We start from the raw sequence: 19,883 nt of genomic DNA, 5'->3' as shown, positions 1-19,883 counted from the left end.
GGACGTGGCGGTGTCCCCCCACACCGACCCCCTCTCGGTCCGTGCGCTAGAAATGCTCAAGCGGCGGCGATATCGGAGACCGGGGGCGACGACCATGACGGACGAGACCACGGCCGTCGACACCTATCTGTCCGGTTTCGCGAGTCTGGTGGCGGACGCGTCGTCGACGGGCCGCCGCCTGACCCGCGACGAACTGGACTCCCGCCGCACGCTGGGCAAGCGCGCGGCGGAACGGGGCGTGCGCCTAAGGGCGCTGATGACGGCGCACCTGGCGGAGGCCCGCACGAACTGGCCGACGGCGGCGGGGGTGGACGCCGTGGACGTCATGTCGGCGGTGGAGCAGGCGCTGGACGCGTTCGTGGAAGGCTACGAGCGGGCCCAGCGCCAGGCGATGCGCCAGGAGGTCACGGCCCGCCGCGAGTTCATCGACGACCTCCTCTACGGCCGCAGCGACCTGGGCCAGCTCGCCCAGCGCGCCGAACGCTTCGGCCTGCGCCTGTCCCACGCGCACGCGGTGGCGGTGGCCCAGGGAGACGCGGCGTACGACGAGGGCGACGAGGTCCCGAGGGCGGTCGAGAGCGCGATGATCTCCCGCTTCGGCGACCGAGAGGTCCTGCTCACCACAAAGGACGGCCGCCTGGTCTGCATCGCCCCGGGAGACCAGCCCGACATCCTCCCCTTCTTCGCCAAACACGCCCACGTCTCGACAGACGGCGGCCAGGTGGCGATAGGCCGCTCCCAGCCGGGCCCGAACGGCGTGGTCCAGTCCTACGAGGAGGCCCTGAGCACCCTGGAACTGGCCGACCGCCTGAACCTGACCGACCCGGTCCTGCGAGCGGCGGACCTCCTGGTCTTCCCGGTCCTGAACCGCGACCGCCAGGCGCTGATCGACCTGGTGGTGCACGTACTGGGCCCCCTGCGAGGCGCCCGGGGCGGCGCGGGCCCCTTGCTGTCGACCCTCTCGGCGTACTTCGACGCGGGGTGCGTGGCGGCGGAGGCGGCACGCCGCCTGTCCCTGAGCGTCCGCGCTCTCACCTACCGCCTGGAACGCATCCACACCCTGACCGGCGTGGACCCGTCGGACCCGGCGGACAGGTACACGCTGCAGACGGCGGTGATCGGGGCGAGGCTGCTGGGCTGGCCGGATCAGCCGCACTAGATCGACTCAGAGCCCTCGGAGCGCCTGATACAGATTGTCGTAGGCGCCCCAGCAGTCGACACTTCCGTCGTCGTACAGGCTGCCCATGTACCAGTCGTCGTCGTCCACGGGTTTCACGATGCACAGCCCGTGAAACCCGAGAACGATCTCAGGCCGTACCACCTCGGGCTCGTCCCCGTCGGCGACAGCGACCCATCGCACCACTCGATCAGTATGGAGGGCGACGGCTTGCTGATCCCCGGACACGTCACGAATGCCCTGAAGGGCCCAGCCGGGCGGCAACCGCGAACTTGTCATCCGTCGACACCGAACTCGTAGGCCACTTCCCAACGGGCGTCGGGCACGACGACGTCGGCGGTCTCGACGGCCCGCCCTTCCGCGTCGTAATAAGTGCGCTCAACGGTGAGCAGCAGGTCACCCAGACTGATCCCCAGAAGGTTCGCCTGCTCCTGCGTGGCGCGGCCGGGCCGAGGCACCTCGACGACACGCACGACGTCGACCCCGATCGACCGCATCCGCGCGACGACCCCGGCCCCGGCGAGCGGCCCCATCTCGGGCAGCACGACGGGAGTCCCGTCGGTCACGGCCATGGGCTCCCAGGACTCGGAGAGCTGAACGGGCTGCCCATCGGCGAGAAACTCGTAACGCGTGAAGACACACGGCTGACCAGGCTCAATTCCGAGTCGCTCGGCGATGGCGGGTGGCGCCGGCTGCCGAGCCTGACTGTGGGACTCCCACCCTCCGGTGACACCACGTTCGCGCATATCGGCCCGGAACGGCGACCCACCTCGGTTTTCCTGGCGCCGCGTCCGCACCATGCGCATACGCTCACGCGGCCGCCGTACATACGTCCCCGACCCGGCGCGCCCTTCCAACAGCCCCTCGGTGATGAGCCGGTCCATGGCGCGCTGCGTGACGTTGCGCCCGACCCCGTACTCCTCGGCGAGCCGCGCTCGTGACGGCAGCCGCGCACCGACCTCCCACTCACCCGCATGGATGCGAGCGCGCAGCGACTCGGCGACTTCGAGGTAGGGCGCCTCACGGGGCATGGGCGGCTCTCCGGGGTTCTCGACGGCGTCCAACTGCTCGCTGTCTCAGCGATATTGACAAGCTACTGCATCAGGTAGAAGCTACTGGAGTAGAAACACTCTCCGCGTTTAATTGACTACGGAGCACGCCTGTGTGCCTGACGAGATCGAGAGCGGTGTCGCTGGCCGCACGGCTCACGGCGCTGACGGGGAACGAGGCGCGTTCCAAAGAGGCGGCCGATCGGATCCGCATCACCTGCGCACTGCCCCCACGCCTCACAGAACAAAGCCGCCGACTTCTGATGCTCGCTTTGGCCGAGGCGGACCGCTATGGCCACGACGTGACGGCGCGGGGAGCGCACATCTGGGCCGAGATCGCTGCTGTAAGCGAGCGCGAAAGGTCCACATCCATGAAGACGAAGACGAAGGGAAGTTGAACCGATGGGCGTTCGACTACGGCTGCTGCTGCAGTGGCCGAGAAGCTTCCTGCACCCGACGGGCCGGCACCGGTTGCGTACCGACCCACCGTCGACGCCCTACGAACCCCCACCGCTGACACCGCGCCTGGCCGCGACGGTCCGCGCTTGGTACACCCTCATCGACGGAACAAGCACGCGCCTCGTACGCCCGTACCTCGTAGCTCACGAACTCCTCTCCGACACCACGCACGGCGACGTGCACGACGCGGCACGGGCGGCCTGATGGACTACAACCTCCTGCCGCTGTTCCGGCACGCCGACGCGATGGACGAGGTGCAACTCGCGCTGGCAAGTGGCCTCTTGGCCCGTGCAGGCGGATCACACGCCATGCGACCAGCGACAGGCACGCACCTGACGCCATCGACAACGGACTTGGTGAACGCACTGAGGGACGTCCTACGCATCGCGAGATCACGCGACATGGAACCACTCCGCCTGGCAGGGAATGTCCGGTCCTGCACGATGATCCGCACCCCCGGCGACGACTATTCAGCCGCACGAAGCGCCCGCCACCACGTACGGAACACAGCGCGAGCATGGCAACTGAGCCCCGCTACCACCGACGACCTGGTGACGGTGACTGGAGAACTGGTGGCGAACGCACTCGAGCACGGCGGGGGCGGCACGATCACACTGTCCTGCGCCCTGACCGCAGACACCGTCACCCTCACAGTGACCAACGAGGCCGAGCCCGGTACCCAGAGACCCCTGCCATCCGCAATGCCGCGCCTCCCCTCCCCGGACGCGGAGCATGGCCGCGGCCTGCTGATCGTGGAGGCTCTGGCAACGCGCTGGGGAAGCAGCAAAACAGCGCAGGGTCTGAGGGTGTGGGCAGAGATTGCAACAGATTGCGAGGAACCCGTTACTGAATGAGGCGGGGCACCGAGTCCTACGGTGCTCGAGCAGTCGTCACGGACGGGCGCGGCTCAACCGTGACGGTGCCTCTGTTCAACAATCGCAATCTGTCCTACTGGGTCGCCATCGCCCTGATCGACTTCACTGTTCCGGGCGGTGCCGAGATCCGGCACGTGGAGAAGTACAGCGGAAACCACGTTGAGGCCCGCCCCACGCTGTACTCGAGTGGAAACTTCCGAATGAGCACCGGGAAGGTCGAGTTCAAGACGAGGTAGGTCAGACTCAGGCTGAATGACTGGGGAGGCGAGCGCGCGCCCCTTCCGCTGGAGCCCAACGAATGCGGAGACGTGTAACCGGGTACGGCGGCCTCGCCCCGACTTCTGAAGCACGTTCCGCGGGGACCAGCTCGGCTGTGAGTAACACGATGACGGAACCCTCAGCGTGCGCGCGCACGAAAAACCCGACCGCTGACGACGGGGGATGCGTCAGCGGTCGGGCTGTGGTCAACGGTACAAGCGCATCCGGGCGTTGCGGCAGGGATGACCAGCCAGAACGGCTCGATGTGACCGGTATCACCCGCCCTGAGGGGCGAGACGGACGGTGCCGTCCGTCAGTCGTCGCAGGGCGGGTCGAACGAGAGGCGCGGCAAGAACTCGTCCCACTTCTCCCGTGTCAGAACGCCCCGCGTCGTCGTGCAGATGTGGTGGATCGCGGCCTCGGTGTCCAGGTTCCAGAGCCGGACGGTGTCCGTGCCGCTCGACACTCCGAGGACGTTGCTGCGGGGGCGGAACGACAGGAAGCTGCCTGTCTTGGCGTTCGGGCTCATCGACTGGCCGATGGGGGACGCTTCGGAGGGGCGTGTGACGTCCCAGAGCCGGACGGAGTTGTCGTTGCCGCCACTTGCCAGGCTGCGGCCGTCCGGGCTGAAGGTCAGGGAGACGATCGCGTCGGTGTGGCCGGTCAAGGGGGGCCCCAGGAGGGTGGCCTTCCGCGGCCTCGTCACCTCCCAGAGGCGGACCGTACCGTCGTCGCCACCGCTGGCCAGCGTGTTTCCGTCCGGGCTGTACGCGATGGTGTTGATGGCCCCCAGGTGCCCTCTGAGCGGTGCGCCGAGCCGGGTGACGCGGGCCGGGTCCGACACGTTCCAGAGCCGGACGGTGCCGTCCGCGCTGCCGCTGGCCAGGGTGCGTCCGTCGGTGCCGAAGGCGAGGGCGTTGACGTAGCCCTTGTGCCCGGTCAGCGCGTGGCCGAGGGGCCGCGGGCGGGAAGGGTCGCTCACGTTCCAGAGCTGGACCGTGCGGTCGGTCCTGGCCGTGGCCAGGGTTCGTCCGTCCGGGCTGAATGCGAGCGCCCGGGGCCCGGCGAACCGCGTTCGCAGTGCCATCGGTGGTCCGTAGGGGGCCGGACGAGCCGGGTCCGTGACGTTCCACAGTTGCACCGCGTGCGTCCCCGTCAGCACCGCGAGCGTGCGGCCGTCGGGAGAGAAGACGAGCGAGCGCGGGTCGCCCTCACCGGGGTTGAACGGCCTGCCCGTCGCTACGGGACCGTCGGGGTGCTCCACGTTCCAGAGCCGGACCTTGTTGTCGGCGGCCGCCGTGGCGAGCAGCTTCGCGTCGGGGCGGAAGGCCCCGATACGGCCGATCACGTCCGAGGTCGGCACCGACCACAGGCGGACCTTGTTGTCGCCGTTGCCCGTGGCGAGGGTCTTCCCGTCCGGACTGAAACCGAGCGCGTACATCTCGCCGCTGCCGCCCGCGAGGGGCTCGCCCACCTGCGAGGGGCGGGACGGATCGCTGACGTTCCACAGACTGGCCTTGCTGTCCGCGCTGCCGGCCGCGAGCATCGTCCCGGCCGGGTTGAAGGCGACGGACCATATGGGGCCGGTGTGTCCGGTGATGGGCGCGCCGAGCGACTTCGCGTGGTCCGGGTCGACGACGCTCCAGAGGCGGACGGTGCGGTCCGTGCCGCCGCTGGCGAGGGTGCGGCCGTTGGGGGAGAAGGCCACCGAGTGCACCGTGTCGGTGTGGCCGGTCAGCACCAAGGCAAGCGGTCGCGCGTGGCCGGGATCGTCCGTGTTCCAGAGCCTGATCGTCCCGTCGTCGCCTCCCGCCGCGAGCGTGCGTCCGTCAGGGCTGAAGGCCACGGAGCGTACGGCCGCGGTGTGGCCGGTCAGCGTGGCGAGCGGCTGGGGCCTGCGCGGGTCGTCGACGTTCCACAGACGTACGGCGTGGTCTTCGTTGGCGGAGGCGAGGGTGTGGCCGTCGGGGCTGAAGGCGAGGAGGTAGACGGCGCCGCCGTCGCCGGTCACGGGGGTGCCCGACGGCCGGGGGTGAGCGGGGTCCCGTACGTCCCACAGGCGGATCGTGCCGTCCTCCGAAGCGCTGGCCAGGGTGGTGCCGTCCGGGCTGAAGACCGCGGTGCTCACCCAGCTCGTGTGACCGGTCAGAGGCTCACCCACCGGCTTGGGCCGCGTCGGGTCCGAGACGTCCCAGAGGCGGACCGTCCGGTCGTAGCTGGCGGTGGCCAGGAGCCGGCCGTCCGGGCTGAACGAGGTGAGGTAGACGGCGCCGGTGTGACCGAGCAGCGGTGAGGCCAGCGGCGCGTTCACGATGGAGAGCAGCCGGTTCCTCGTGTCCTCGTCGTCCGGCCGCAGTCGGTGGGCCACCAGGTCGAGCTGGGCGGACAGGGACGGATCGGAGTCCTGAGCCCGGTCGGCCTCCGCGATCACCTGCTGGAACACGGCATCGTTGCGCTGCTCCCAGGCGACCACTGCCGCGGTGACGGCCAGCAGCGCCAGGACGACCAGCGCCGAGACCGCACCACGTCTGAGGAGGACCGTGCGCTTGCGCAGTGCGGCCGAAGCCCTCAGGAAGTCGGTCGCGACCCGGGTGAGGTAGGTGTCGCCGGCGGACTGCGCCCAGCCCCGGGCATGGTCGAGGCGGGACCCCCGGTACAGGAGCGCGGAGTCGCGTTCGGACTCTTCCCAGGCCCGGCCGTCTTCCTCCAGCCGCTGACGCAGCAGGTGATCGCTCTTGCCCTCGTCGATCCAGCCGCGCAGTCGCGGCCAGGCGTGGAGAAGCGCCTCGTGCGTGATCTCGACGGTCTCGGCGTCGAGGGTGACCAACCGGGCCCGCACCAGGGATTCGAGGGACTCCTCCGTCTTCGCGGGGTCCGTCGACTCCTCCGCCAGCCGGCGCCGACTGCCCCGCCTCCTCGTGGCCTGCGTGTCCTCGCCCAGCTTCACCAGCCTGAGGAGGAGCAGCCTCGCGGCGGTGCGTGCCGCCGGGTCGAGTTCGGACCAGGCACGCTCGGCCGTCGCCGCCACAGCGCCTTGGATTCCGCCCGCCGCGCGGTAACCGGCCAGGGTCAGCTTCCCCGACCTACGCCGTTGCCAGGTGGCGAGCATGGCGTGGGAGAGGAGCGGCAGTACACCGGCGTCGTGTGCTCCGCGCGGCTTGTCGGCGCTCACTTCCCGGACGATCAGCTCCGCGAGCCCTGGTTCGAGCTCCAGTCCCACGGCCTTGGCCGGGCCTGCCACGGCCCGGCGCAGGTCCCCCGTCGTCAGGGGCCCGAGCACCATGTGCTGGTGTTGCAGCGCATGGGCCAGTTCGGGGTGGTCGAGGCATTGCTCGTAGAAATCGGCGCGTATGCCGAGGACCACGAGTGCGGGAGCGCGCTCACCGTTGCGACCGGGGGAGCAGGCGGCGTGGAGCAACCGGACGAAACCGCGCCTGATGCCGTCATCGGGGCAGAGGGCGAATATCTCCTCGAACTGGTCCACGATGATGACCGGCTGGGCCGACGGGGCTGCCGTACTCCGCGCCCATGCGGAAACGGCCTCGCGCACCGTGTCCGCGAACTGGGCCATGTCGTCCGGGGGAGAGGATGCGCCGGCTGCGGCTGCGGTGGCGTGCGGCGCAAGCTCGGGGATCCGGTCGGCAAGCTCCGCGAGAGGGTCGGCCCCCGGTACGAGCTGAAGCACGTGGCGGCCGCAGGTGTCTTTCCCGCCCGGGTCGCCGCTCTGCAACACGGGCGCCAGGCCGGCGTTCAGGAGCGAGGACTTACCCGCGCCCGACGCGCCTACGAGCATGACCAGGCCACCGCCCGAGGTCTCCGCCGCCCGGAGCAGGGCGATGAGGCGCTCAGTGCTCCGTTCCCGGCCGAAGAACCACTGGGCGTCCTGCCGGCGATACGACGCGAGCCCCCGGTACGGGCACACGTTCGGGGTGGTCGACGCCCCGGCCTGGGGGTCATGGTCGTCCTCGGCCGACGTCGCGTCGCGGCGGTCGTCGTTGACCGGATTGGCCACCGCGCCTTCCCACAGGCGCTGCCAGTGGCCCAGGTCGTACAAGCCGGCGGAGACCGGTACCGGCCGTTCGCGCCGCGCCTCGGGGATCAGCACCTGCAGCACCGCCGCCAGGGCGGTGAACTGGGCGGGGACGTTCTTGGCGCGTCGCCAGTCGCTGATCCGCTGGGCGGACACCCGCACGGGACGCCCGCGTTCGTCGACCCGCTGAAGCCGCACCACGGCTTCGGAGACGCGCTTGAGCGGCGGGTTGCCGGCTTCTCCGTACAGGAGGGCGAGATGCTCCGCGAAGGCCGTACGGGTCTCCGACTCGGAACTCACGGCCTTCACCTCTGATCCCTGCCGCACCTGTGTATCCGGACCGGAAAACTCACCTTATCGCCCTGACCAGCGGTTATGTAGTCCGGACGAGGAGCGCCCTCCTCACGCGGGCAACGCGGATGGCAGGATCACAAAGCAGTAGCGAACCCAACACGCTGCGTCCGAACAGATCACCTTCCCAGTGTTCGGAGAGGCCATACATGGCACCCCGCGTCGCTACACCGACAGATCGCGGGCAGCGCAGTCCGCGTCGTTCGGTTCCGGTCCGCACGTGGGGAGGGACCGGCACCGATACGACGCAGCCGTTCACAGGTGCAGCATGGACATCATCTCTGGGCTTCGTACGCCGGTCGCCATGCCAGGAACCTTCTCGCCGGGGATGATCCATCCCGCGTTCTCGGCTGCTGTGACGGCAGCCCTTTCCGCTTCGTCGGCTGCGGCGTTCAGTGTTGCGTCGGCGCCCAGGCGTTCGGCTCCGGCCGCTGCCGCGGCGGCCTGCGAGGCCTTGAGAGCGACTTGTGCGGCCTGAGCGGAAGCTTCGGCGCCTGCATCGACGCTCCGCCCCATCAGTGCAGCCTGTGCGGCTGCCGCTGCCGCGTTCCGGGCGCAACGTGCGTTCGCGGCCGGGTCGGGACCGCTCTCCGCGAGTACGGCCAGGGCCTGGGCCGCGACACGGCCGGCGTGAGCGGCCTTCCAGACGGCGTTCGCGTCATCGGCGCCGTGCTTCTCGACGTAGTGGCTGAGGGCTGCCGCCCGTGCGGCGGCGCTCTCGGCGCGAGCGGCGTGGATCCTTCTGAGAGTCGCTTCTGCCTTCGGTGCCTCGTCCTCGTGGCTGTCGTCGTTCACCGGCATCTCCTTGTCCGCCCGGGTGACAGAGTGCGGGTAGGCCGTCTCCCGTCCCCGCGCGGGTGTCCGCGCGTGAGCGGGGGCGGCAGGCATGCCGGGCAGGGTGACACGTCGCTCGGCAACAGGCCATAGGCACACTCGAAGCTCACCGGAAGATCGCCGCCTGCTCCGGCGTGAGCGGGGACCAGCGGCGCTGAGACGGCGGTCGGTCTCGCAAGGGGTGCGGCGGTAACGAGCCCTTGTCGTCGATGATGCCGAGTCCTACGCTCCATCTGATGGGCCGTCAGATAGGAGCCGGGAAACTGGCAGGCAGCAGGGGGTAAGGCGTGACGAGCAGTGAAAGCGGCACCAAGGATCTACCCCGGGTCATCAGCGTGGACGACCACGTGATCGAGCCCGCGCACCTCTTCGAGACGTGGCTCCCGGGCAAGTACCGCGACCGAGGACCGAAGCCTTTCACTGCGGGCATCGGCGACCTGGCCTACGTCGGTGGGAAGTACAAGTTCACCACCGACCCCGAGGGGCAGATGACGGACTGGTGGGAGTACGAGGGCGAGATCTTCCCCTACAAGCGCATCATCGCGGCCGTCGGGTTCTCGCGGGACGAGATGACGCTGGACGGCATCACACGCGAGCAGATGCGGCGCGGCTGCTGGGACCCCAAGGCCCGCCTGGAGGACATGGACCTCAACCATGTCGAGGCGTCCCTCTGCTTCCCCACCTTCCCGCGTTTCTGCGGCCAGACCTTCGCCGAGGCCAAGGACAAGGACGTCGGGCTCGCCTGCGTGCGGGCGTACAACGACTGGATGGTCGAGGAGTGGTGCGGCGACAGCGGCAGCCGGCTGATCCCGCTCTGCCTGATCCCCCTGTGGGACATCGACCTGGCCGTGGCGGAGATCCGTCGCAATGCCGCCCGCGGTGTACGGGCGGTCACGTTCTCGGAGATCCCGACGTACCTCGGGCTCCCGTCGATCCACTCGGGCTACTGGGACCCGTTCTTCGCGGTCTGCCAGGAGACGGGAACCGTCGTGAACATGCACATCGGCTCGTCGTCGCAGATGCCGGCCGCGTCCCCGGACGCGCCGCCCGCGGTCCAGGCCTCGCTGAGCTTCAACAACGCGATGGCCTCGATGATGGACTTCCTGTTCAGCGGCGTACTGGTGAAGTTCCCACGGTTGAAACTCGCGTACAGCGAGGGGCAGATGGGCTGGATCCCGTACGCGCTCGAACGCGCCGACGACGTGTGGGAGGAGCACCGCGCCTGGGGCGGGGTGAAGGATCTGATCCCCGAGCCGCCGTCGACGTACTACTACCGGCAGATCTTCTGCTGCTTCTTCCGCGACAAGCACGGTGTCGCGGCCATCGAGACCGTCGGTGTGGACAACGCGACCTTCGAGACCGACTATCCGCACGTCGACTCGACCTGGCCGCACACGAAACAGGTGGCGGCCGACCACGTCGGCCACCTCCCCGAGGACGTGGCGTACAAGCTCCTCCGGGGCAATGCCATTCGCATGCTGGACCTGCCGTTCGACCGGGCGCCGAAGCCCTGAGGGGGGAGGAGCAGCACCGAGGGAATGCCTGGGGGCACGGGCGGAAGCTACCGTGGCCAGGGCCCCGTGGAAGGCGAGTGCATGACGATCACCGTGTCCGACATCGTGACCACCCTCGGCCGGCGCTACGTCCGCTACGCGCCGGGCAGCGTGGGCAAGAGCCGGCTCTCCGCCCAGTACCTCAATCCGCGGCTGCGCGACATACCGAGGCAACGGGTGGCCGAGTCACTCCATGGCGACCGTTTCGCCCTGGACACGCGGGACTTGATCCAGCGCTACCTCTACCTCTTCGGCGCCTGGGAACCGCACATGACCCGGTGGCTGGAGACCCGCCTGCGCCCCGGTGACGTGTTCGTGGACGTCGGCGCCAACATCGGGGTCTTCTCCGTGCTCGGCTCCCGCCTCGTCGGCAGCACCGGCCGCGTCGTCTCCGTCGAAGCGTCGCCCACCTTCCATCGCCGGCTCCTGCGGCACGCCGGGTTGAATCACTGCGACAACATCCGCCCCGTCAATACGGCGGTCTCCGACGAGCGCAAGACGCTGACGTTCATCCTCGCCAGCTCACAGAACATGGGCGCCAACTCGATCGTCCCGTACGACGGGCCGGCCGAGTCCACGTTCGAGATCGAGGCGGTACCGCTGACGGAGGTGCTGGAGCCGGACGAGGTGACCCGTGCCCGGGTCATCAAGATCGATGTGGAGGGCGCCGAGGGAAGTGTCGTCCGCGGGCTGGCACCGCTGCTGGGCGAGCTGCGCCGGGATGTGGAGATCGCTGTGGAGATCACCCCGGACCGCATGGAGCAGCTCGGCGATTCCGCCGAGGAGCTCCTGGAGACGATGCGCAAGCACGACTTCCACGTGTACCGGCTGCCCACCGACTACTCGGCGGCCGGCTACCCGCGCGCGATCCGGTGCCCCGTAGCTCCCCGTCGTTGGCGGGGGCCGATCACCGGTGAGACGGAGCTGATCTTCTCGCGCATCGATGCCGGGGAACTCGTCTGATGAGGCGCGGTGCGGCTGCCTGGGGTCTGGGGGTCTGGGGGGCCGGGGGACCGGGGATCCGGGGGTCCGGGGGACCGGGCCGCTTTGCGTCTGGCCAGATCGCGTACGAGGCCCCGGTGAGCTCTGAAGATCACCTCTGACGATCAGCTCTGACTGTTCGGGTAGCGCCACTGATGATCAGCTCTGACTGTTCGGGTAGCGCCACTCGAAGTGGTTCAGCGCACGTGCCCTGGCCTCCACCACGGCCATCCGCGCATCCCGCTCGGCAGCGTCCACATGCGCCGCCTGCCCGGTCACCTGCCCCTCCCACTTGCGGTAGAGAAGTCCGACCTCGGACGAGAACCAGCCGCGTGCAACGGAGTTGAGGGCCAGGAGAAGCCCCGTGTCCTCCGACGCCGGCAGAGCCATCCAGCCGCCGAGCGCGAGGAGAAGGTCCCGGCGGACGAAGAGGGTCGCGGGGTGGACCTGGGCGCGGTAGTCGTGCGACGCCCAGTACTCGACGACCTCCTGGCGCTCGATCGGCCCGGCCCCGGGGTCTCCGGGGAAGCCCACCGTCGACCCGTCCGGCAGGAAGTCGAGAACGCGCGACGTAGTCCAGCCGATGCTCGGATCGGCCTCGAGCACCGCCAGGTCACGGGCGAGGGCGCCCGGAGCGAGCTGGTCATCGGCGTCCAGGATCTTGACGTACTCGCCGTCCGCGTGCGCGAGTGCGATGGTGCGCGCGACGCCGGGGCCGCCGGGGCGGCCCTGACGGAAGGAGACCCGTTCGTCGTCGGGTACGTGCGGCGCGACCTGGTCGGTCTTGCCGTCCTCCTGGATCAGCCAGTGCCACTCCCACCCCTCCGGCAACTCCTGGTCGAGAAGCGACTTGTAGGCGTCGGCCAGGAAGTGCGCCGACGGGGCGTGGACGGCCGTGACGATGATGATGCGCCGGCTCACGGCTCACCACCTTTCCAAGCGAGTCGTGAACAGCATGTCCGTACGGCCCCCGGCGAGCGTGACCAGGGACATCTCGACGGCGCGGCCCTCCGCGTCGTACTGCGTGCCTGGCGGCAGGCGGGGGTGCGTGGTCTGCGCCGGGCCCGTATCGCCCCGAGCGGATCCGTTCACGTAGGCCATCGGCGATCTTCTCGTACGCCTTCGCCATCGGTGCTCACCGTTCCGTCCGCTCTGCGCGCCCAGCTTACGACGACTCCTGAAGAGGACGTGATGAGCGGAGAACAGTCTTCGTGGCAACGACAGCCCGGGGCGGAAGGCCGCCCCTCGGTCCGTCGTAGCGTGGAGGCATGAACGGCATGCGTCAGATCGAGAGCGACGAGGCTTCCAGGGTCGTGGAGTCCGGCAGCGTCCGTCCGCCCGGAGAGCTCCTGAGAGCCGCTGAAGCCCGTCACGCCGGCGGCAGGGGAGGCCTGGGACTCGAATACGGCCGCGACGAGGACGACTCCGCCCGGTATCTCTTCTCGACGGAGGTCGAGGACGGGGACGGCGCCGTGTGGTCCATGATCCTGGACGCACGCACCGGGGATGTCCTCAAGGATGAGCGAATCCCTGTGGATGACGAGGGCGCACCCGAAGAATCGGCATAGCGGAAACTGGGCCTGTCCCGCTGTTTCAGCTGTCGGGGTGGCGGAATTCGAACCCACGACCTCTTCGTCCCGAATGAGGTTCGGGTGCTGGCCTTGCCTGCACGGATGGCGTTTCCCCTGGTCCGGGGTGTGGTCTCGATTGGTCTCGCGTGGTGTGGAAGGGACTGCGGGAGCAAGTCGGCTCCCAAGTGGCTCCCGACCTGCTGGTAGCCGGCCTCGCCGTGGGCGTGATCCCTCTACGGAAGCGTCCGATTGGTGGTCTACAAGTCATCGGGCAGCAGCCGGAATGCTCCGTGTCCCGTCAGCGGCCGAACCATGCGGAAGTGCCGGTCCGAGGTGAACATGACCTCGGTTCGGTAGGCGGCGGCCAGAGCGACGTTCATGGCATCCGTCATGCCGATGCCCTTCCCTCCGTCTGCGTCCCGGTAGCCCTCGAGCACTGTCATCGCCGTGCGCACATGGGGGGTGATGTCGGGGATGGAGAACTTCCGCCTCTCAGTGCCCTTGGCGACGAAGTCGAGCGCGTTGTACGCGGCCTGCGCACTGATCTTCGTGGTCACCAAGTAGTCGAGTTCAGCCAGGACCATGGGTGAGATCACCATATGTCCAATGGTGGAGAAGGCTTTGCGGTGGATGGCGCTGCCGTCCGTCAAGGAGACGAGAAGCCGATAGAGGGCATTGGTGTCAGCGATGACGACAGCGCTCAAGAGCCCATCCCCTTCAGGGCTTCTTCGATGTCCTCATTGGTGAGATCGGGCCCTGTCCCGATGTCCGGAATCTCCATATCCCCCATGGGCTCAGTCGAGTAGGGCGGAACCTCGTCGGCGTCGATCGGCACGACACGGGCGACGGGACGGCCGTTCTTGGTCACCGTGATGGTCTCGCCTCGCTCAGCGGCGGCGAGTATCTGCGAGGACCTCTGGTTGAAATCACGAGCAGTGGTTTCCATGTACTACATGTTACTACCGCGTGGCGGCGTTCATCCGTTGCTGGCGCAGAGGGTGCCAGCGCCTCTGCATCTCCTTCTGCGGTCACCATGGCGGCGATCTCGCGCGGTGAGAGTGGTGTGCGGCTGTGGCGCATGACGGCATCCGCAAGCTGGTCTCGTGAGGGCTGGGGAGCGAGTTGGCTCCCAAAACGGCCCCTCAACGCACATCAGGGTCGGTACTGATTTCTCAGTACCGACCCTGACCTGCTGTTTTGGCTGTCGGGGTGGCGGGATTTGAACCCACGACCTCTTCGTCCCGAAGCAACTTGGGACGCTCGCTGTCCTTGGGCTGCTGTGCCTGTCACCTGGGTTGATGGTCCGCTGACGTCCACGGTTGTTCGTGGCTGTGCGTCGCGGTTGTCACGCAGTTAGACACTCAGTGCGCCTTGCGTGCGTGGCCGTGACGCAACCGCTTAGAGGCCGCGTAGCGCCTCGTACAGATCGTCGTAGGCGGTCCAACAGTCGATGCTGCCGTCGTCGTACAGACTGCCCATGTACCAGTCGTCGTCATGGACGGGCTTCACGAGGCACAGGCCGTGGAACCCGAGAACGATCTCTGGGTGCAGGATCTCGTGGTCTCCAGGGCCGGCCACCCATTGCACCGCTCGATTGGTATCCAGGGCGACAGCCCCTTGATCCCCGGAGACGTCGCGGATCCGCTGAAGGGTCCACCGTGGGGGCAGTTGGGCGTCTGTCACTCCCAGATGGTCTCACCAACCATCGTGCACCACCGCTTTAGGAGTGAGGTTGGATAACCTGGCTGCTGATCTGCGGAAAGGCGCCTGGGTGGACAGGGGGGTTCGTGCTCTCCCAGTGTCTGCTGTTACCCGTGGCTCCCCGCTCGTCTGGCACGGTTGTGGCACGGAGAGATCTGATTTGCGGCCTTCGCGGATGAAGCAGTAGACGCTCAGCCTTCGAGTACGTCGACTGGTCCATTGCTCAGTGCTCAGCAAGTGTTGTCCTCGATCATGCCGAGATACTGAGCAAGGCGGGCCTGTACCTGGGAGAGCACACGTTCCTCCAGGGTTCCGAGGCGGTCGCCGAGCATGTCCTTCATAAGCGGTTGAACTGCCGGTATGCGAACCCAGCACTTCTTAGTGACGCCACCTTGCCCGGCTGCGAGCTGAACGTCATATCTCGTTTTGCGACCAGTCGATCCAGATATCGGACAAACGAGCGCAAATGGCCATTTTGTATCGACGTTCGCGGTTGGTCCGGTGACTATTAGGACTGGTCGACGAGTGTCGTGTAGCTGACGTTGCTCGTCTGGAATGAGCCGCAACTTATCGTCCACAACGTAGTAGACGCCGCCGGCGTAGACAGGGACGCTCATCCGACTTTCAGTCACCATCCAGCATTCTGGCAGTCGTTTCTCTGCGCAGTTCCGACAGTTCGCCGATCTCTGCAGCTAGGTCTTCGACGGCCCCTGCCTCATCCTCCAGGGGTGGCAAGGCCGAGGCGATACTGCGAAGCCTCTGAAGGCCAGGCTCAAGGTCGGGAATCGGTGCACCGCCAGCTAGGTCCAGGCGCACCTCCCTCCGGCCCTGCTTCTGGGCGATCACCATCGGGGGCGTCTGGTAGGTGAGGTCTTTAAGCTGCGTAGCCGAGAGGTTGCCCTTCTCGGAAACGATCCGTTCGACGATTTCGGCGAATTTTGCGTCGATCTCCACCTGGGGCGTCTCCCCGGCGAGGGCGAGGCGCACTTCCTTTGTGCCGTAGTAGTTGGTGGTCTCGACCTTTTTTACGACGCCGGCTCGCTCAAGATCGGCTTCGATGTCGCGCAGTGAATCGCTGTAGGGGCCGTAGTGACGCCATCGCCATTCAACGCCACTGCCCGGGGCGCACCCGCGATCTACGGCTTCAAAGTCTGCTAGGAAGAGGAGCTTGGCCAGCTTCGTCCGGTTGACGGTGACGCCACTGGCGCGCGCAACGCTAAGCAGCTGAACCACTGCCGCTGATGTCCCACGCATCGTCATTGCCACACCCCCAGGCGTACCACTGTAGGGGACTAGACGCGCGCTCGCCTCACCCGATGTGACACGCACACACAAAACGTAGTAGGTGGACAACTCAGGGTAATCGCCTTTGTGGTCCATCTTGCACCCCCATCACTCAGTGTATCCGAATGCTTGTTCGCCTGCTAGGGGTTGGCTGCTCTGACTTGCGAGACGCCTCCCCCTCTGGCGTATGACGCACGTTCCGACTGGCGCAGCGTGACAGGTGCCACTGACAGTGGCGTGGGCTGCCGTCTGGGCTGCGGATGGTTGTCGTATCGGCTACCGCTGAACGGCCTCCTGTGGCCCCGAGGTGACACAGTCATGTTGATCCGTCCCCGCAGGGTTGCCAGTGGGAGTGCTTGCTGGCGTCTGCCGTTTGTATCGGCTCGGGTGGCGGTTTCGAGAGCGAGCAGCCGGCCATGATGGGGTTATGGATCAGGGGTGGGCGGCCGTTGTGGCGGCGGTTTTCGGCCTAGTGGGCACGGTGGTCGGTGGACTAGCTGCCATCTGGGGGGCCAAGGTCGGAGCGGAACGGGCTGCTCAGGCCGCCAGGCAACAGGCGGTTGATCAGGCGGAGTTTGAGCGGTCTCATTGGCTCCGTCAACAAAGGCTTGAGTTATTTGCTGAGTTCCTTGCGCGTTCCCGAGAATGGCAAAAGATAGCACTTGCTTCGGAGAAAGCTTTCGAATCTCCCGAGTCTCGTGAAAATTACAGGGAGGAAATGGCTGGAATATCGGATCTATTTTCCCGATTAATTCTCATTACCGACCAGGTGGACGTTGTTTGCCCGGGTATGACGACAATCCATATTGCATATGCGAGACTGCATGACGCGGCCACGAAGTACGATTCCTGGTTGGATGAATTGCCTGATTTGCAGGATGCGCCGGACGATCCTGATGCTCTGGCCAGGGAAGATGAAGACTATCAGGAGGCTGGCAGATTGCAGGAAAAGGCTGACGAGGCGGTTCGGGAATTCGCGGCGCACTCTGCTGCTTATGTTACGGGGCTGATCATTTCGTCGCCCACTCTCAACCGGCCCGCCCAATAACCTGATTCCTGATCCCGTGGCGGGGATGCGAGAAGATTCCGTCTACGCTTCCCCAGCCCACCACTTCCCCCAGCTCCCATCCCGTCCGCCGTCGACCCACACGTCTGTGGAGCGGGCGTGGTTCATGGCGTCCAGGTGGAGCGCCCCACTGGACGAACGACCTGGACGCCATGGGCCGCGTCTGCTCGGCTCTGCCTGGGTCGATGGTGGACGGGATGGGAGCCCCCACACTCGCCACGATGTGCCCGCGGCCGGGAACGGCGCCCCCTCCCACCCGGTGCCGGCCGATCCCCCGCCGGAGGCATCGTCTGTGACCGAGGGCCGCATACGTCGGGTGCTCGACTCATGCCACCAGGCCCATCACATGAAGGGCGGGCGTCGGCGCAGCGGGGCGGAGCGGGCCGAAGGCAGGAGCGGCAGCCCCAGCGGAGCCGTGAGCCCGCCCGGCGGCGCGGAGCGGCGCCGGGTGCTTGAACCAGTAGAGAAAGTTGTAACTCAGTCTGGCCACTGGTACTTGAAGTCGTATGCGCAGGTCGGGAGTCCGGCAGCTTGCCTGTGGGCCAGGAGCAGGAAGAGGACCGGACGTATCGTCCAGGTGATCCGGGTGTTGGCGTGGGTGACTGAGACCGTGCACGGCTCTGTGCGCAGGAGGGTTCGGCGGGTGTGGATGCGTCCCTCGTACAGCCACCCCCAGGCTTCTTCGGAGGCGTCAGAGTCGAGTGTCGGTGAGATGGTGCGCAGAGCGATCGCCACCCACCTGTCGGCCTGGGGCGCCGAGTAGGCATCGAAGGATGCCCGCAGCCTCGGAGGTGCCCCCTCAACGTCGGTGAGGTCTTCGGTCCAGCACTCGCACCAGAAGCCGGGCCGTGGCCGTGGTTGGTCGGCTAGCACGAGCGGGCTTCCGGGTGCAGGCCGACGAAGAGTTCCGCCATGACCGTGTGGCCCCGGTCGTTGTCGTGGATCAGGACCCGGTGGGCGAGGATGCTGACCATTCCCAGGCCCCGGCCGTATTCCGCCTCCTGGTCCAGGTGCTCGACCTTGGGGGCCGATCCGGCGCCTCCGTCGTCCGTCACCGACAGCGCGACCATGTGCGGCGTCAGCGCAACAGAGAGGTGGAAGTTGCCGCCTGGCAGGCGTCCGCTGGCCGTGTGCAGGATCGCGTTCGCGCTCAGCTCGCTCACGATCAGTTCGGCGTCGTCCACCAGGGGGGAGCCCTGGAGGATGTCCCGTGTCCAGCGTCGGGCCCGGCTCACCTCTTCGGGGAAACCTGGGCAAGTGAGGCCCCAGACTCGCATTGTGCTCGTATACTCGTGCATACAAGTTCCTTCGTGCTGGTAGGCCGCCATGTGCAGCGGGTTCGAGCTAGACGAGTTTGACGCCGTCGTGGGCGCGGACGGTCGGCGGGCACGGTGCGTCGAGTGCGTCCAGGACGCGGATCGCGTATGCCTCGTCGGCGAGTTCGGTGACTTCTTCGCGGGTGGCCCAGCGCAGTGCGCGGGTCTCGTCGCCGGTAGTGGGGGTGCCGTCGGCGGCTTCGCAGCGGAAGACCATGGAGACGATCAAGCCGGTCATGTTCTTGTAGATGCCGGTGAGGGTCGCGGGAAGTGTGATCTTGATGCCGGTTTCTTCGAGGACTTCGCGTTGCAGGGCCTCGGGGATGGTTTCCTCAGCTTCGAGGACGCCGCCCGGGGGCTCCCAGTGGCCATTGTCCCGGCGCTTGATCAAGAGGGCGCGGCCCTGCTCGTCGACGATGACTCCAGCAACGCTCACGGAGTGCGGACGGTCAGTGCTCAAGGTCCTCGGCCCTCTCGAATAGCTAGGCTCTCCACCGTAGCAACAACACTCGCCCACTCGTCTAGATACCTAAAGGAGTGCACGTGACGACCCTTCCTGGCCTGCTCGGTGCCATCGACCCCACGAGCGACCGCGCGGTCTTCCGGCAGATCGCTGACCAGCTGCGCGAGTCCATCGACCGCGGGCGATTCAAGGAGGGCGAGAAGCTGCCCTCGGAGGCGGAACTCGTCGAGCATTACGGCGTCTCTCGGATGACCGTTCGGAACTCCTTCTCCGTCCTCCAGGGGGAGGGCCTGGTCCACGCCGAACACGGCAAGGGCGTCTTCGTACGACCACGGCCGCCAGTACGACGGCTCGCCTCCGACCGGTTCGCCCGGCGCCACCGCGATCAGGGGAAGTCCGCGTTCATTGTCGAGGCCGACGCTGCGGGCAGTCATCCCCAGGTGGACAGTCTGGAGGTCAAGGAAGAGAAGGCCAGTCAGGACATCTCCACCCGCCTCGGCTCGGTGCGGCGCGTGCTCGCTCGTCGGCGGCGGTATCTGCTTGACGGCCGGCCGGTCGAGTTCGCCACCTCCTACCTCCCGCTCGACATCGCGCGCGGTACGCAGGTCGCCGAACCCAACCCCGGCCCCGGCGGCATCTACGCCCGTCTCGAGGAACTGGGCCACCACCTCGACCACTTCGACGAGGAGATCCGGGCCCGGATGCCCGCACCGTCCGAGGTGAAGACGCTCCGACTGGCCTCCGGCGTGCCCGTGATCCATCTGGTCCGCACCGCGTTCGATACCGAAGGACGGGCGGTCGAGGTCTGCGACACCGTCATGGCGGCGGACGCCTACGTGCTGTCGTACCAGCTCCCGGCCACCTGAGGGCCTGACGGCCGTGGCGCGGCGCGGGGCGCTTCCCGAACTCGTACAC

General features: G+C 67.4%; 24 protein-coding genes. 10 read left to right on the top strand and 14 right to left on the bottom strand.

Annotation, left to right across the window (positions count from 1 at the left end; translation table 11 throughout):
• Positions 1-94 precede the first annotated feature (94 nt).
• On the top strand, positions 95-1,159 hold the full coding sequence (locus ACH4RC_RS16765) for a PucR family transcriptional regulator (protein ID WP_398200933.1): 1,065 nt from the start codon (positions 95-97) through the stop codon (positions 1,157-1,159).
• A 6-nt stretch (positions 1,160-1,165) separates the two neighbouring features.
• On the opposite strand, the gene ACH4RC_RS16760 is transcribed toward ACH4RC_RS16765, so the two are convergent.
• Complete coding sequence (locus tag ACH4RC_RS16760) at positions 1,166-1,363, bottom strand: hypothetical protein (RefSeq protein ID WP_398200930.1); 198 nt, start codon at positions 1,361-1,363, stop codon at positions 1,166-1,168.
• 89 nt (positions 1,364-1,452) lie between these two features.
• Positions 1,453-2,208 carry a GntR family transcriptional regulator gene (locus ACH4RC_RS16755; RefSeq protein WP_398201579.1) on the bottom strand — a complete coding sequence of 252 codons (756 nt, stop codon included), beginning with the start codon at positions 2,206-2,208 and terminating at the stop codon, positions 1,453-1,455.
• 155 nt (positions 2,209-2,363) lie between these two features.
• On the opposite strand from ACH4RC_RS16755, the gene ACH4RC_RS16750 reads away from it, so the two are divergent.
• From ACH4RC_RS16750 to ACH4RC_RS16735, 4 genes are read left to right on the top strand one after another with little or no spacing between them, the layout of a single operon-like run.
• Complete coding sequence (locus ACH4RC_RS16750) at positions 2,364-2,624, top strand: hypothetical protein (protein WP_398200927.1); 261 nt, start codon at positions 2,364-2,366, stop codon at positions 2,622-2,624.
• 4 nt (positions 2,625-2,628) lie between these two features.
• Positions 2,629-2,889 carry a hypothetical protein gene (locus tag ACH4RC_RS16745; RefSeq protein ID WP_398200925.1) on the top strand — a complete coding sequence of 87 codons (261 nt, stop codon included), beginning with the start codon at positions 2,629-2,631 and terminating at the stop codon, positions 2,887-2,889.
• Positions 2,889-3,539: an ATP-binding protein gene (locus ACH4RC_RS16740; RefSeq protein ID WP_398200922.1), complete on the top strand. Its 651-nt coding sequence runs from the start codon at positions 2,889-2,891 to the stop codon at positions 3,537-3,539. The genes ACH4RC_RS16745 and ACH4RC_RS16740 overlap by 1 nt, the downstream gene beginning before the upstream one ends.
• Before the next feature lie 59 nt (positions 3,540-3,598).
• A complete protein-coding gene (locus ACH4RC_RS16735) occupies positions 3,599-3,796 on the top strand; it encodes a hypothetical protein (protein WP_398200919.1) in 198 nt (65 codons plus the stop codon).
• A gap of 335 nt (positions 3,797-4,131) precedes the next feature.
• Here the strand turns inward: ACH4RC_RS16735 and ACH4RC_RS16730 are convergent, their stop codons facing one another.
• Complete coding sequence (locus ACH4RC_RS16730; protein ID WP_398200917.1) at positions 4,132-8,148, bottom strand: AAA family ATPase; 4,017 nt, start codon at positions 8,146-8,148, stop codon at positions 4,132-4,134.
• 306 nt (positions 8,149-8,454) lie between these two features.
• Complete coding sequence (locus ACH4RC_RS16725; RefSeq protein ID WP_398200916.1) at positions 8,455-8,994, bottom strand: hypothetical protein; 540 nt, start codon at positions 8,992-8,994, stop codon at positions 8,455-8,457.
• A 326-nt stretch (positions 8,995-9,320) separates the two neighbouring features.
• Between ACH4RC_RS16725 and ACH4RC_RS16720 the strand changes: the two genes are divergently transcribed.
• Entirely contained in the window at positions 9,321-10,547 is a 1,227-nt protein-coding gene (locus ACH4RC_RS16720; protein ID WP_398200913.1) for an amidohydrolase family protein, read from the top strand.
• 81 nt (positions 10,548-10,628) lie between these two features.
• Positions 10,629-11,549, top strand: a complete 921-nt coding sequence (locus ACH4RC_RS16715) for an FkbM family methyltransferase (RefSeq protein ID WP_398200911.1) — start codon at positions 10,629-10,631, stop codon at positions 11,547-11,549.
• 177 nt (positions 11,550-11,726) lie between these two features.
• Here the strand turns inward: ACH4RC_RS16715 and ACH4RC_RS16710 are convergent, their stop codons facing one another.
• On the bottom strand, positions 11,727-12,488 hold the full coding sequence (locus ACH4RC_RS16710) for a glycosyltransferase family 2 protein (RefSeq protein ID WP_398200909.1): 762 nt from the start codon (positions 12,486-12,488) through the stop codon (positions 11,727-11,729).
• Positions 12,489-12,491: 3 nt separating this feature from the next.
• Positions 12,492-12,668: a hypothetical protein gene (locus tag ACH4RC_RS16705; protein WP_398200907.1), complete on the bottom strand. Its 177-nt coding sequence runs from the start codon at positions 12,666-12,668 to the stop codon at positions 12,492-12,494.
• Between the two features lie 167 nt (positions 12,669-12,835).
• Here ACH4RC_RS16705 and ACH4RC_RS16700 point away from each other — a divergent pair, with 167 nt between their 5' ends.
• Entirely contained in the window at positions 12,836-13,135 is a 300-nt protein-coding gene (locus tag ACH4RC_RS16700) for a PepSY domain-containing protein (RefSeq protein WP_398200905.1), read from the top strand.
• Between the two features lie 260 nt (positions 13,136-13,395).
• Here the strand turns inward: ACH4RC_RS16700 and ACH4RC_RS16695 are convergent, their stop codons facing one another.
• The 5 genes from ACH4RC_RS16695 to ACH4RC_RS16675 form a co-directional block, all read right to left on the bottom strand.
• Positions 13,396-13,842 (bottom strand): PIN domain-containing protein, encoded by a 447-nt coding sequence (locus ACH4RC_RS16695; protein ID WP_398200904.1) that lies wholly within the window; start codon positions 13,840-13,842, stop codon positions 13,396-13,398.
• The gene (locus ACH4RC_RS16690) at positions 13,839-14,084 is read right to left on the bottom strand and encodes a type II toxin-antitoxin system Phd/YefM family antitoxin (RefSeq protein ID WP_206968351.1); all 246 of its coding nucleotides are present in this window, start codon (positions 14,082-14,084) and stop codon (positions 13,839-13,841) included. The genes ACH4RC_RS16695 and ACH4RC_RS16690 overlap by 4 nt, the downstream gene beginning before the upstream one ends.
• A gap of 452 nt (positions 14,085-14,536) precedes the next feature.
• A complete protein-coding gene (locus ACH4RC_RS16685) occupies positions 14,537-14,716 on the bottom strand; it encodes a hypothetical protein (RefSeq protein WP_398200903.1) in 180 nt (59 codons plus the stop codon).
• Between the two features lie 353 nt (positions 14,717-15,069).
• Positions 15,070-15,456, bottom strand: coding sequence for a type II toxin-antitoxin system PemK/MazF family toxin (locus ACH4RC_RS16680; RefSeq protein ID WP_398200900.1), 387 nt, complete (start codon positions 15,454-15,456; stop codon positions 15,070-15,072).
• Positions 15,457-15,463: 7 nt separating this feature from the next.
• On the bottom strand, positions 15,464-16,099 hold the full coding sequence (locus tag ACH4RC_RS16675; RefSeq protein WP_398201576.1) for a type II toxin-antitoxin system antitoxin SocA domain-containing protein: 636 nt from the start codon (positions 16,097-16,099) through the stop codon (positions 15,464-15,466).
• Positions 16,100-16,550: 451 nt separating this feature from the next.
• Between ACH4RC_RS16675 and ACH4RC_RS16670 the strand changes: the two genes are divergently transcribed.
• Complete coding sequence (locus ACH4RC_RS16670) at positions 16,551-17,171, top strand: hypothetical protein (protein ID WP_398200898.1); 621 nt, start codon at positions 16,551-16,553, stop codon at positions 17,169-17,171.
• Between the two features lie 495 nt (positions 17,172-17,666).
• Here ACH4RC_RS16670 and ACH4RC_RS16665 read toward each other — a convergent pair whose 3' ends face one another.
• The 3 genes from ACH4RC_RS16665 to ACH4RC_RS16655 are packed head-to-tail and all read right to left on the bottom strand — an operon-like array spanning position 17,667 to position 18,941.
• Positions 17,667-18,062, bottom strand: coding sequence for a hypothetical protein (locus tag ACH4RC_RS16665; protein WP_398200897.1), 396 nt, complete (start codon positions 18,060-18,062; stop codon positions 17,667-17,669).
• Positions 18,056-18,487: an ATP-binding protein gene (locus ACH4RC_RS16660; protein ID WP_398200896.1), complete on the bottom strand. Its 432-nt coding sequence runs from the start codon at positions 18,485-18,487 to the stop codon at positions 18,056-18,058. The genes ACH4RC_RS16665 and ACH4RC_RS16660 overlap by 7 nt, the downstream gene beginning before the upstream one ends.
• Positions 18,488-18,533: 46 nt before the next feature.
• Complete coding sequence (locus ACH4RC_RS16655) at positions 18,534-18,941, bottom strand: NUDIX hydrolase (protein ID WP_398200894.1); 408 nt, start codon at positions 18,939-18,941, stop codon at positions 18,534-18,536.
• A 107-nt stretch (positions 18,942-19,048) separates the two neighbouring features.
• On the opposite strand from ACH4RC_RS16655, the gene ACH4RC_RS16650 reads away from it, so the two are divergent.
• Positions 19,049-19,834: a GntR family transcriptional regulator gene (locus ACH4RC_RS16650; protein ID WP_398200891.1), complete on the top strand. Its 786-nt coding sequence runs from the start codon at positions 19,049-19,051 to the stop codon at positions 19,832-19,834.
• Positions 19,835-19,883 lie beyond the last annotated feature (49 nt).

It is taken from the genome of Streptomyces sp. NPDC016845 (assembly GCF_044332585.1).
Lineage (GTDB): Bacteria > Actinomycetota > Actinomycetes > Streptomycetales > Streptomycetaceae > Streptomyces.
Note: the sequence above shows the minus strand (reverse complement) of the source record. Positions and strands in the feature narration are given on the sequence as shown.